This is a genomic window from Enterobacter sp. ECC-249 (genome assembly GCF_043965265.1).
Taxonomy (GTDB): domain Bacteria; phylum Pseudomonadota; class Gammaproteobacteria; order Enterobacterales; family Enterobacteriaceae; genus Enterobacter; species Enterobacter quasiroggenkampii.
Window position 1 is genome coordinate 1,225,377 of record NZ_CP143660.1, and the last position, 12,105, is coordinate 1,237,481.

The following is a 12,105-nucleotide window of genomic DNA, read 5'->3' on the forward strand; positions in this document are numbered from 1 at the left end:
TAAGCGTAGCGCCACCGGGCAACAGGTGACCCAAAACAAGCGAGCAATTTGCATGTCTAAATCCGTACAGAGCAACAGCGCGGTTCTCGTTCACTTCACGCTGAAGCTGGATGACGGCTCCACGGCCGAATCCACCCGCAACAACGGCAAACCAGCCCTGTTTCGACTTGGCGATACCTCCCTGTCTGAAGGTCTTGAGCAGCAGCTTCTCGGTCTGAAAGAGGGTGAGAAAAAAGCCTTTTCGCTGGAGCCGGATGCCGCGTTTGGCGTGCCAAGTCCGGACCTTATCCAGTATTTCTCGCGCCGCGAGTTTATGGACGCGGGTGAACCGGAAATCGGGGCGATTATGCTCTTTACCGCTATGGACGGCAGCGAAATGCCTGGCGTGATCCGCGAAATCAACGGCGACTCGATTACCGTTGACTTCAACCATCCGCTTGCCGGGCGTACCGTTCATTTTGATGTTGAAGTGCTGGAAATCGATCCTGCACTGGAGGCCTGAAATGCAGATCCTGTTGGCTAACCCGCGCGGCTTTTGCGCCGGTGTAGACCGCGCTATCAGCATTGTTGAAAACGCGCTGGAGATTTACGGCGCGCCGATTTATGTGCGTCACGAAGTGGTGCATAACCGCTACGTGGTCGACAGCCTGCGCGAGCGCGGCGCAATCTTTATCGAGCAGATCAGCGAAGTGCCGGACGGTGCGATCCTGATCTTCTCCGCGCACGGCGTCTCGCAGGCGGTACGTAACGAAGCGAAAAGCCGCGATTTGACCGTATTCGATGCCACTTGTCCGCTGGTGACAAAAGTGCATATGGAAGTGGCGCGCGCCAGCCGCCGTGGTGAAGAGTCGATCCTGATTGGCCATGCCGGCCATCCGGAAGTCGAAGGCACCATGGGCCAGTACAGCAACCCTGAAGGGGGAATGTACCTGGTTGAGTCGCCGGAAGATGTCTTTACGCTGAACGTGAAAAATGAAGCTCGTCTGTCGTTTATGACCCAGACGACGCTCTCCGTAGACGATACTTCAGACGTGATTGACGCCCTGCGTCAGCGCTTCCCGAAAATCGTCGGTCCGCGTAAGGATGATATCTGCTACGCGACCACTAACCGTCAGGAAGCGGTGCGCGCACTGGCTGAACAGGCGGATGTGGTGCTGGTGGTCGGCTCCAAAAACTCATCTAACTCCAACCGTCTGGCCGAACTGGCGCAACGCATGGGGAAAATGGCTTTCCTGATTGATGACGCGTCGGATATTCAGGAAGCATGGGTTAAAGACGCGGCCTGTGTCGGCGTGACGGCCGGGGCGTCTGCGCCAGATATTCTGGTACAGAACGTCATTTCCCGTCTGCAGGAGCTGGGCGGTGGCGAAGCGGTGCCGCTGGAAGGACGTGAAGAGAACATCGTTTTCGAAGTCCCGAAAGAACTGAGAATCGACGCCCGCGAAGTCGAATAGTCCCTTTTCTGATGAAAGGCCAGCACCTCCTGTGCTGGCCTTTTTTTTACCCGTTACTTTATCGTGACGACAAAATCATGTCTTTTACTGATATTTAAGTCGGTTTCACGTTAAATTCTTATTATCGGTGTTTTCAGTTGGCAGTGCTTCTCAAGGCTGGTTAATCTGAAAACGGTTTACATCATTTTAACGTAAGAGAATAACTATGCATGATGCACAGATCCGTGTCGCCATTGCGGGCGCGGGTGGACGTATGGGCCGTCAGCTTATTCAGGCGGCACTTCAGATGGATGGCGTCGCGCTTGGCGCGGCCCTGGAGCGTGAAGGTTCTTCACTTCTGGGGACAGACGCCGGTGAGCTGGCGGGCGCAGGCCACACGGGCGTTACCGTGCAAAGCAGCCTGGAGGCGGTAAAAGAGGACTTCGATGTATTCATCGATTTTACCCGCCCGGAAGGAACGCTCTCGCATCTGGCGTTTTGTCGTCAGTACGGCAAAGGGATGGTGATCGGCACCACCGGTTTTGACGATGCAGGTAAGCAGGCTATCCAGGATGCATCAAAAGAGATTGCGATTGTCTTCGCCGCAAATTTCAGCGTGGGCGTTAACGTCATGCTGAAGCTGCTGGAGAAAGCCGCGAAGGTGATGGGCAACTATACCGATATCGAGATCGTAGAAGCTCACCACCGTTACAAAGTTGATGCACCATCAGGTACGGCGCTGGCGATGGGCGAAGCGATTGCTCATGCACTCGATAAAGATTTAAAAGACTGCGCGGTCTATACGCGCGAAGGTTACACCGGCGAACGCGTGCCTGGCACCATCGGTTTCGCAACCGTGCGAGCGGGCGACATCGTCGGCGAACACACGGCGATGTTCGCCGATATTGGCGAACGTGTAGAAATTACGCATAAAGCCTCAAGCCGAATGACGTTCGCCAACGGCGCCGTACGTTCCGCTTTGTGGCTTAAAAGCAAGAAAGATGGCCTTTTTGATATGAGAGATGTGCTCGATCTCAACAATTTGTAAGCATTATTACCCATCGTGATGTGGTTATTGCAGTCGTAATTGTTTGATTGCATAGGGCAATATTTTATTGCCCTTTTATTTTAACTGTTTCAATGTTAATGATTATATAAACCTCTAAAAACCTATCTAATGTTGAGTTTTGTCGTTACTGAAATGTAAATTTTGACCATTTGGTCCACTTTATTGTCCTCTGTCGCGTTATTTTTTATTAAACCCGGCGCGCAAGCGTTTTCTGAAGTGATTTACCTGATCTTTTTGTCGCTTAAGCTTCACTCGCCTCGCCAGATACGCAAAAGACTAAACAAAATATCCGTTTTAAGTTGACTTTTACCCACCAAATCTCCAGAATGCCGCCGTTTGCCAAAAATCCGCTGGCAACACATTTGCATTGATCCATGACACGGTTATGAATTAATATGCAAATAAAGTGAGTGAATATTCTCTGGAGGGTGTTTTGATTAAGTCAGCGCTATTGGTTCTGGAAGACGGAACCCAGTTTATCGGTCGGGCCATAGGGGCAACGGGTTCGGCGGTTGGGGAAGTCGTTTTCAATACTTCAATGACCGGTTATCAAGAAATCCTCACTGATCCTTCCTATTCTCGCCAAATCGTTACTCTTACTTATCCTCATATCGGCAATGTCGGCACCAATGCTGCTGACGAAGAATCCTCTCAGGTACATGCGCAAGGCCTGGTCATCCGCGACCTGCCGCTGATTGCCAGCAACTTCCGCAATACCGAAGACCTCTCTTCTTACCTGAAGCGCCATAACATCGTGGCGATTGCCGATATCGATACCCGTAAGTTAACGCGTCTGCTGCGCGAGAAGGGTGCACAGAACGGCTGCATCATCGCGGGTGATAACCTCGATGCGACGCTGGCGCTGGAAAAAGCGAAAGCCTTCCCGGGTCTGAACGGCATGGACCTGGCGAAAGAAGTGACTACTGCTGAAGCCTACAGCTGGACTCAGGGTAGCTGGACGCTGGAAGGCGACCTGCCGGAAGCGAAAAAAGAGAGCGAGCTGCCGTTCCACGTGGTGGCCTACGATTTCGGCGCCAAGCGCAACATCCTGCGCATGCTGGTTGACCGCGGCTGCCGCCTGACGGTGGTTCCGGCACAGACGTCTGCCGAAGACGTGCTGAAGATGAATCCGGACGGTATTTTCCTGTCCAACGGCCCTGGTGACCCGGCGCCGTGCGATTATGCCATCGCTGCCATCAAGTCCTTCCTGGAAACCGACATCCCGGTATTCGGCATCTGTCTCGGCCATCAGCTGCTGGCCCTGGCGAGCGGTGCGAACACCGTCAAGATGAAGTTCGGCCACCACGGTGGTAACCACCCGGTCAAAGACATTGATAACAACACGGTGATGATCACCGCGCAGAACCACGGCTTTGCCGTCGATGAAGCCTCAATGCCGGCTAACCTGCGCGTGACCCATAAGTCGCTATTCGATGGCACCCTGCAGGGTATCCACCGTACCGATAAGCCAGCGTTCAGCTTCCAGGGCCACCCGGAAGCAAGCCCGGGCCCACACGACGCCGCGCCGCTGTTCGATCACTTCATCGAACTTATCGAGCAATACCGTAAGACCGCTAAATAATCAGGAGCCGAGAAGACAATGCCAAAACGTACAGACATAAAAAGCATCCTGATCCTTGGCGCTGGCCCGATCGTGATCGGCCAGGCCTGCGAATTCGACTACTCCGGCGCGCAGGCGTGTAAAGCCCTGCGCGAAGAGGGTTACCGCGTTATCCTGGTGAACTCCAACCCGGCAACCATCATGACCGACCCTGAAATGGCCGATGCAACCTACATCGAGCCGATTCACTGGGAAGTGGTGCGTAAAATCATCGAGAAAGAGCGTCCGGACGCGGTGCTGCCAACCATGGGCGGCCAGACGGCGCTGAACTGTGCGCTGGAACTTGAGCGTCAGGGCGTGCTGGAAGAGTTCGGCGTAACTATGATCGGTGCGACCGCCGACGCGATTGATAAAGCAGAAGACCGTCGCCGCTTTGACGTGGCGATGAAGAAAATCGGCCTCGACACCGCGCGCTCGGGTATCGCACACAATATGGAAGAAGCGCTGGCCGTCGCGGCTGACGTGGGCTATCCGTGCATCATCCGTCCGTCCTTTACCATGGGCGGTACCGGCGGCGGTATCGCGTACAACCGCGAAGAGTTCGAAGAGATTTGCGAACGCGGTCTGGATCTCTCCCCAACCAAAGAGCTGCTGATTGACGAGTCTCTCATTGGCTGGAAAGAGTACGAGATGGAAGTGGTGCGTGATAAAAACGACAACTGCATCATCGTCTGCTCCATTGAAAACTTCGATGCGATGGGTATCCACACCGGCGACTCCATCACCGTTGCGCCAGCCCAGACGCTGACCGATAAAGAGTATCAAATCATGCGTAACGCCTCGATGGCGGTACTGCGTGAAATCGGCGTGGAAACCGGCGGTTCAAACGTGCAGTTCTCGGTGAACCCGAAAACTGGCCGTCTGATTGTTATTGAAATGAACCCGCGCGTGTCCCGTTCCTCCGCGCTGGCCTCTAAGGCGACCGGCTTCCCGATTGCGAAAGTGGCGGCGAAGCTGGCGGTGGGCTACACCCTCGACGAGCTGATGAACGACATCACCGGCGGCCGCACCCCTGCGTCCTTCGAGCCGTCCATCGACTACGTTGTCACCAAAATTCCACGCTTTAACTTCGAGAAGTTCGCGGGCGCGAACGACCGTCTGACCACCCAGATGAAATCTGTCGGTGAAGTGATGGCTATTGGCCGCACGCAGCAGGAATCCCTGCAGAAAGCGCTGCGCGGCCTCGAAGTGGGCGCGACCGGCTTCGACCCGAAAGTAAGCCTGGACGACCCGGAAGCGCTGACCAAAATCCGTCGCGAGCTGAAAGACGCGGGCGCAGAGCGTATCTGGTACATCGCCGATGCCTTCCGTGCGGGCCTGTCCGTCGACGGCGTGTTCAACCTGACCAACATCGACCGCTGGTTCCTGGTGCAGATTGAAGAGCTGGTGCGTCTGGAAGAGCAGGTTGCTGAGCTGGGCATTACCGGCCTGGACGCTGACTTCCTGCGCGTGCTGAAGCGTAAAGGCTTCGCCGATGCGCGTCTGGCTAAGCTGGCTGGCGTACGTGAAGCGGAAATCCGCAAGCTGCGCGACCAGTACGACCTGCATCCGGTCTACAAGCGCGTGGACACCTGTGCGGCTGAATTCGCCACCGACACCGCCTACATGTACTCCACCTATGAAGACGAGTGCGAAGCGAACCCGTCCGTCGACCGCGACAAGATTATGGTGCTGGGCGGCGGTCCAAACCGTATCGGCCAGGGCATTGAGTTCGACTACTGCTGCGTACACGCCTCGCTGGCGCTGCGCGAAGACGGTTACGAAACCATCATGGTTAACTGTAACCCTGAAACGGTTTCTACCGACTACGACACCTCTGACCGCCTCTACTTCGAGCCGGTTACCCTGGAAGACGTGCTGGAAATCGTGCGCATCGAGAAGCCAAAAGGCGTTATCGTGCAGTACGGCGGCCAGACCCCGCTGAAGCTGGCGCGCGCGCTGGAAGCAGCAGGCGTGCCGGTTATCGGCACCAGCCCGGACGCGATTGACCGTGCGGAAGACCGCGAGCGTTTCCAGCAGGCGGTTGACCGTCTGAAGCTGAAACAGCCGGCGAACGCCACCGTGACCGCCATTGAACAGGCCGTTGAGAAGGCGAAAGAGATTGGCTATCCGCTGGTGGTGCGTCCTTCCTACGTGCTGGGCGGCCGCGCGATGGAAATCGTTTACGACGAAGCCGACCTGCGCCGCTACTTCCAGACCGCGGTGAGCGTCTCCAACGATGCGCCAGTGCTGCTCGACCGCTTCCTCGACGATGCGGTGGAAGTGGACGTTGACGCCATCTGCGACGGCGAAATGGTGCTGATTGGCGGCATCATGGAGCACATCGAGCAGGCAGGCGTTCACTCCGGCGACTCCGCCTGTTCTCTGCCAGCCTACACGCTGAGCCAGGAAATTCAGGACGTGATGCGCCAGCAGGTGCAGAAGCTGGCCTTCGAGCTGCAGGTTCGCGGTCTGATGAACGTCCAGTTCGCAGTGAAAGACAACGAAGTCTACCTGATTGAAGTCAACCCGCGTGCGGCACGTACCGTACCGTTCGTCTCCAAAGCCACCGGTGTTCCGCTGGCGAAAGTGGCGGCGCGCGTGATGGCGGGCCAGACCCTGGCGCAGCAGGGCGTGACCAAAGAGATCATCCCACCGTACTACTCGGTGAAAGAAGTGGTGCTGCCGTTCAACAAATTCCCGGGCGTTGACCCGCTGTTAGGGCCAGAAATGCGCTCTACCGGGGAAGTGATGGGCGTAGGCCGCACCTTCGCAGAAGCGTTCGCGAAGGCGCAGCTGGGCAGTAGCTCCACCATGAAAAAATCAGGCCGTGCGCTGCTCTCCGTTCGTGAAGGCGACAAAGAGCGCGTGGTTGACCTGGCCGCCAAGCTGCTGAAACAGGGCTTCGAGCTGGATGCGACCCACGGTACGGCGATTGTGCTGGGTGAAGCCGGCATCAACCCGCGTCTGGTGAACAAGGTGCATGAAGGTCGTCCACACATTCAGGATCGTATCAAGAATGGCGAATACACCTACATCATCAACACCACCGCGGGCCGTCAGGCGATTGAAGACTCCAAGCTGATTCGCCGCAGCGCGCTGCAGTACAAAGTGCACTACGACACCACTCTGAACGGCGGCTTCGCGACGGCCATGGCGCTGAACGCGGATGCCACCGAGAAGGTGATTTCAGTCCAGGAAATGCACGCGCAGATTAGCAAGTAAGTAAAAATGCCCGGTGCCGTTCGGTTGCCGGGCATTATCCCCATCTTCAGAACCTTCTGGTTTTTCATCCGCTTTCAGTCAGTTAGCCTAAAATGGTTAGGTCGATAACGAAATTCAACTGAGAGCAGGGGAAAACACCATGCAAAATAAATTACTGATCGCTTCCGTTCTGGCTGCCACGACAATGTTTACCGTTGCGGGCTGTTCGTCTAATCAGGCCGTAAAAACCACCGATGGCAAAACCATCGTCACCGACGGCAAACCGCAGGTGGATGACGATACCGGCCTGGTGTCGTACAAAAACGCCGAAACCGGTCAAACCGAACAGATCAACCGTGACCAGGTGAAATCCATGGGCGAGCTGGATAACTAATTCAGAATTCTGACGTAAGCCCGTCAATAATATTCACTATTAGCCTGTTGAATTACTGACTACACTCTTTTGTTAAAAGAAAGCAGTAACAACAGGCTAATCAATGATTCTGATAATTTATGCCCATCCTTATCCGCAGCACTCGCATGCGAATAAGCGGATGCTTGAGCAGGTAAGGACGCTTGATAACGTAGAGATACGTTCCCTCTATCAACTCTATCCCGACTTTAATATCGATATCGCCGCCGAACAGGAGGCGCTTTCCCGTGCCGATCTGATTATCTGGCAGCATCCCATGCAGTGGTACAGCACGCCCCCGCTCCTGAAATTGTGGATTGATAAAGTCTTCTCCCATGGCTGGGCATACGGCCACAACGGCAATGCGCTAAAAGGGAAAAGCCTGATGTGGGCGGTCACCACGGGCGGAGGGGAAAGCCACTTTGATATTGGTTCCTTCCCCGGTTTTGAGGTTCTGGCACAGCCGCTGCAGGCGACCGCGCTCTACTGCGGTCTGAACTGGCTCCCGCCTTTTGCGATGCACTGCACCTTTGTCTGTGATGATGAAACGCTGCAGGCGCAGGCTCGCCATTATAAACAACGCTTACTTGAGTGGCAGGAGGCGCACCATGGATAGCCATACGCTGATACAGGCGCTGATTTACCTCGGCGCGGCGGCGCTGATTGTGCCCGTGGCGGTACGCCTGGGGCTGGGCTCCGTGCTCGGCTACCTGATTGCGGGCTGCGTCATTGGACCGTGGGGCTTTCGACTGGTCACGGATGCCGAGGCGATTCTCCATTTTGCTGAAATCGGCGTAGTGCTGATGCTGTTTGTGATTGGCCTGGAGCTCGACCCGCAGCGGTTGTGGAAGCTTCGTGCCTCGGTATTTGGCGGCGGGGCGCTGCAGATGGTGGCCTGCGGACTGCTGCTGGGTGGGTTCTGCATCCTGCTGGGCATGGACTGGAAAGTGGCAGAGCTTATCGGCATGACGCTGGCGCTCTCCTCAACGGCCATTGCCATGCAGGCGATGAACGAACGAAATCTGACGGTATCCCAGATGGGACGCAGCGCGTTCTCGGTGCTGCTGTTCCAGGATATTGCCGCTATCCCGCTGGTGGCGATGATCCCGCTGCTGGCGGCCAGCGGTTCCTCTACCACGCTGGGCGCTTTCGCGCTGTCGGCGCTGAAGGTGGCGGGCGCGCTGGCGCTGGTGGTGCTGCTTGGTCGCTACGTCACCCGCCCGCTGTTGCGGTTCGTTGCCCGCTCGGGCCTGCGCGAAGTGTTCAGCGCCGTGGCGCTGTTCCTGGTGTTTGGCTTTGGTCTGCTGCTGGAAGAGGCCGGGCTGTCGATGGCGATGGGGGCGTTTCTCGCAGGCGTCCTGCTGGCGAGCTCTGAATACCGTCACGCGCTGGAAAGCGATATCGAGCCGTTCAAAGGGCTGCTGCTGGGGCTGTTTTTCATCGGCGTCGGGATGTCCGTCGACTTCGGCACGCTGGTAACGCACCCGCTGCGGATCGTCATCCTGCTGGTCGGCTTCCTGGTTATTAAAATGGCGATGCTGTGGCTGATTGCGCGTCCGCTGAAGGTGCCGAACAAGCAGCGCAGCTGGTTTGCGGTTCTGCTGGGGCAGGGAAGCGAATTTGCGTTCGTGGTCTTTGGCGCGGCGCAGATGGCAAACGTCCTCGATCCCGAGTGGGCGAAGGCGCTGACGCTGGCGGTCGCACTGTCGATGGCCGCGACGCCCGTTCTGCTGGTGGTACTGACGCGTCTGGAAAAATCGGGTAGCGAGCAGGAGCGTGAAGCCGATGAAATTGACGAAGAGCAGCCGCGCGTCATCATTGCCGGATTTGGCCGCTACGGGCAGATCGTAGGCCGTCTGCTGCTGTCCAGCGGGGTGAAGATGGTTATCCTCGATCACGATCCCGACCATGTCGACACCCTGCGAAAATTTGATATGAAGGTATTTTACGGAGATGCAACGCGCGTCGATCTGCTGGAATCCGCCGGGGCGGCAAAAGCCGAAGTATTGATCAACGCGATTGACGATCCGGAGACCAGCCTGCAGATGGTGGAAATGGCGAAAGAACATTTCCCGGCTCTGACCATTATTTCCCGCGCGCGCGATGTGGATCATTATATCCGACTCAGGCAGGCAGGCGTTGAAGCCCCCGAACGTGAAACCTTCGAAGGCGCGCTGAAATCTGGCCGTATGGCGCTGGAAAATCTGGGGCTCGGCGCGTATGAAGCGCGCGAGCGTGCGGACCTGTTCCGCCGCTTTAACACCGAGATGGTCGAAGAGATGGCGGCGATGGCCGGGAGTACGGCCACGGAGCGTGCGGCGGTGTTTAAACGCACCAGCGCCATGCTGACGGAAATCATTAATGAGGACCGCAATCACCTGTCGCTGATCCAGCGTCACGGCTGGCAGGGCACGGAAGAGGGCAAGCATACCGGCGATCCGTCTGACGAACCGGAGAGTAAACCTTCCGCGTGAAGTGGAGTTGCCAGCAATATTAAAAAATTTCTTTATCTTTACTCTGCCGCCAGTCGACGAAAGATTAAGCTTTCCGTATAGTGGCGGCAATTTTTTGCATCCGGGAAATTTTCAATGATCAGTCTGATTGCAGCGCTGGCGGTGGACCGCGTTATCGGTATGGAAAATGCCATGCCGTGGAACCTGCCTGCCGATCTCGCATGGTTTAAACGTACTACGTTAAACAAGCCGGTAGTGATGGGCCGCCTGACCTGGGAGTCGATTGGTCGTCCATTGCCGGGCCGTAAAAATATCGTTATCAGTAGCCAGCCGGGTACTGACGATCGCGTCGAATGGGTAAAATCAGTCGACGAGGCGATTGCTGCATGCGGCAATGCCGAAGAGATCATGGTGATTGGCGGCGGGCGCGTTTACGAGCAGTTCCTGCCTAAAGCGCAGAAGCTGTATCTGACCCACATTGATGCAGAAGTGGAAGGGGATACCCATTTCCCGGACTACGATCCGGACGAGTGGGAATCGGTATTCAGCGAATTCCACGACGCGGATGCACAGAACTCCCACAGCTACTGCTTCGAGATTCTGGAACGTCGTTAAGTGATTTTCCTACCCCTCACCCTAACCCTCTCCCCAAAGGGGAGAGGGGACTGTTCGGTGCGGTCTTTTGGGGAGGGGGGCACTAGTCAGGAGGCGACGGCCTCGCCTTCTCCTAAGTCCAGCTGTCGGTTGGACGGCTGCACAAAGTAAGCTTTATCTTCCCAGCGTAAACAGGTTAACTCTCCGCCCCAGCAGCATCCGGTATCCAGACCGTAAATCCCTTCCGGCGTCCCTTTTCCTTCCAGTGCAGCCCAGTGACCAAATACCACGCTGTATTCGCTTGTCACCGGTCCCGGTATGGCAAACCACGGTTTCAGCGGAGCGGGCGCGCTTTCCGGCGTCTCTTTGGAATACATATCCAGCTGTCCGTTCGGGAAGCAGAAACGCATGCGTGTGAAGGCGTTGGTGATAAAGCGCAGACGGGCCAGACCGCTGAGATCCTCGCTCCAGTGGTTCGGCATATCGCCGTACATGGCATCGAGGAAGAAAGGATACGAGTCGCTCGCCAGCACCGCCTCAACGTCACGCGCGCAGGTTTTCGCCGTCTCAAGATCCCATTGCGGGGTGATCCCGGCATGCGCCATAACCAGCTTTTTCTCTTCGTCGACCTGCAGCAGGGGCTGACGGCGCAGCCAGTTAATCAGATCGTCCGCGTCCGGCGCATCCAGCAGTGGGCTCAGGCGATCTTTAGGTTTGTTACGGCTGATCCCAGCGAAAACCGCCAGCAGATGCAGATCGTGATTGCCCAGCACCATGCGCACGCTGTCGCCCAGTGATTTGACGAAACGTAACACCTCAAGCGAGCCGGGGCCACGCGCGACTAAATCGCCCGTCAGCCAGAGCGTGTCCTGTTCTGGCGTAAAGTCGACCTGTTTTAATAATGCGATCAGTTCATCGTAGCAACCGTGAACGTCGCCAATCAGATATGTAGACATTAGATTAATGAATAAGTGTGGTTACGGCGAGACGGAACACGGGAATGGCAACGCGGAAGCCATTGCCATCGACGTCGACCATTTCATAATGGCCTTGCATGGTACCCATCGGCGTTTCAATCACCGCGCCGCTGGTATACTGGTACTCTTCGCCAGGGGCGATGTGGGGCTGTTCACCGACCACACCTTCACCCTGAACTTCGATTTCGCGGCCATTGCCGTTAGTGATAAGCCAGTAGCGTCCGCGCAGCTGCACGGGCGTCCGCCCCAGGTTGCGAATGGTCACGGTGTAAGCGAAAACAAAACGTTCTTCGTCCGGTGAGGACTGAGATTCAACATAGACGCTTTGTACATGGACACATACGCGGGGCGAATCAATCATGG

At 56.3% G+C, this 12,105-nt stretch carries 11 protein-coding genes; 9 read left to right on the forward strand and 2 right to left on the reverse strand.

The window, feature by feature from the left end; all coding sequences use genetic code 11:
- Positions 1 to 52: 52 nt before the first annotated feature.
- From fkpB to folA, 9 genes are all read left to right on the forward strand, one after another.
- Complete coding sequence (gene fkpB / locus V1587_RS05935) at positions 53 to 502, forward strand: FKBP-type peptidyl-prolyl cis-trans isomerase (RefSeq protein WP_003856450.1); 450 nt, start codon at positions 53 to 55, stop codon at positions 500 to 502.
- A gap of 1 nt (position 503) precedes the next feature.
- Complete coding sequence (gene ispH, locus V1587_RS05940; RefSeq protein WP_371899504.1) at positions 504 to 1,454, forward strand: 4-hydroxy-3-methylbut-2-enyl diphosphate reductase; 951 nt, start codon at positions 504 to 506, stop codon at positions 1,452 to 1,454.
- A gap of 205 nt (positions 1,455 to 1,659) precedes the next feature.
- Complete coding sequence (gene dapB, locus V1587_RS05945) at positions 1,660 to 2,481, forward strand: 4-hydroxy-tetrahydrodipicolinate reductase (protein ID WP_371899505.1); 822 nt, start codon at positions 1,660 to 1,662, stop codon at positions 2,479 to 2,481.
- A 454-nt stretch (positions 2,482 to 2,935) separates the two neighbouring features.
- Positions 2,936 to 4,084, forward strand: coding sequence for a glutamine-hydrolyzing carbamoyl-phosphate synthase small subunit (carA, locus tag V1587_RS05950; protein ID WP_010427050.1), 1,149 nt, complete (start codon positions 2,936 to 2,938; stop codon positions 4,082 to 4,084).
- An 18-nt stretch (positions 4,085 to 4,102) separates the two neighbouring features.
- Positions 4,103 to 7,327 (forward strand): carbamoyl-phosphate synthase large subunit, encoded by a 3,225-nt coding sequence (gene carB, locus V1587_RS05955; protein WP_371899506.1) that lies wholly within the window; start codon positions 4,103 to 4,105, stop codon positions 7,325 to 7,327.
- Positions 7,328 to 7,466: 139 nt separating this feature from the next.
- A complete protein-coding gene (locus tag V1587_RS05960; RefSeq protein ID WP_023310357.1) occupies positions 7,467 to 7,700 on the forward strand; it encodes a YgdI/YgdR family lipoprotein in 234 nt (77 codons plus the stop codon).
- Between the two features lie 103 nt (positions 7,701 to 7,803).
- Complete coding sequence (gene kefF / locus V1587_RS05965) at positions 7,804 to 8,334, forward strand: glutathione-regulated potassium-efflux system oxidoreductase KefF (protein WP_032649856.1); 531 nt, start codon at positions 7,804 to 7,806, stop codon at positions 8,332 to 8,334.
- Positions 8,327 to 10,192: a glutathione-regulated potassium-efflux system protein KefC gene (kefC, locus tag V1587_RS05970; RefSeq protein ID WP_371899508.1), complete on the forward strand. Its 1,866-nt coding sequence runs from the start codon at positions 8,327 to 8,329 to the stop codon at positions 10,190 to 10,192. Before kefF ends, kefC begins: the two co-directional genes overlap by 8 nt.
- 114 nt (positions 10,193 to 10,306) lie before the next feature.
- Complete coding sequence (gene folA / locus V1587_RS05975) at positions 10,307 to 10,786, forward strand: type 3 dihydrofolate reductase (protein WP_008502023.1); 480 nt, start codon at positions 10,307 to 10,309, stop codon at positions 10,784 to 10,786.
- 86 nt (positions 10,787 to 10,872) lie between these two features.
- Here folA and apaH read toward each other — a convergent pair whose 3' ends face one another.
- Together apaH and apaG are read right to left on the reverse strand one after the other, a co-directional pair.
- The gene (apaH, locus tag V1587_RS05980; protein WP_371899509.1) at positions 10,873 to 11,721 is read right to left on the reverse strand and encodes a bis(5'-nucleosyl)-tetraphosphatase (symmetrical) ApaH; all 849 of its coding nucleotides are present in this window, start codon (positions 11,719 to 11,721) and stop codon (positions 10,873 to 10,875) included.
- 4 nt (positions 11,722 to 11,725) lie between these two features.
- Entirely contained in the window at positions 11,726 to 12,103 is a 378-nt protein-coding gene (gene apaG / locus V1587_RS05985) for a Co2+/Mg2+ efflux protein ApaG (RefSeq protein WP_032644031.1), read from the reverse strand.
- Positions 12,104 to 12,105: the final 2 nt, after the last annotated feature.

Excerpts from the sequence above, each read along its gene's own strand:
- dapB (WP_371899505.1), top strand. The coding sequence starts at position 1,660 with ATGCATGATGCACAGATCCGTGTCGCCATTGCGGGCGCGGGTGGACGT.
- apaH (WP_371899509.1), bottom strand. The coding sequence starts at position 11,721 with ATGTCTACATATCTGATTGGCGACGTTCACGGTTGCTACGATGAACTG.
- folA (WP_008502023.1), top strand. The coding sequence starts at position 10,307 with ATGATCAGTCTGATTGCAGCGCTGGCGGTGGACCGCGTTATCGGTATG.
- ispH (WP_371899504.1), top strand. The coding sequence starts at position 504 with ATGCAGATCCTGTTGGCTAACCCGCGCGGCTTTTGCGCCGGTGTAGAC.
- fkpB (WP_003856450.1), top strand. The coding sequence starts at position 53 with ATGTCTAAATCCGTACAGAGCAACAGCGCGGTTCTCGTTCACTTCACG.
- V1587_RS05960 (WP_023310357.1), top strand. The coding sequence starts at position 7,467 with ATGCAAAATAAATTACTGATCGCTTCCGTTCTGGCTGCCACGACAATG.
- kefC (WP_371899508.1), top strand. The coding sequence starts at position 8,327 with ATGGATAGCCATACGCTGATACAGGCGCTGATTTACCTCGGCGCGGCG.
- kefF (WP_032649856.1), top strand. The coding sequence starts at position 7,804 with ATGATTCTGATAATTTATGCCCATCCTTATCCGCAGCACTCGCATGCG.
- apaG (WP_032644031.1), bottom strand. The coding sequence starts at position 12,103 with ATGATTGATTCGCCCCGCGTATGTGTCCATGTACAAAGCGTCTATGTT.
- carB (WP_371899506.1), top strand. The coding sequence starts at position 4,103 with ATGCCAAAACGTACAGACATAAAAAGCATCCTGATCCTTGGCGCTGGC.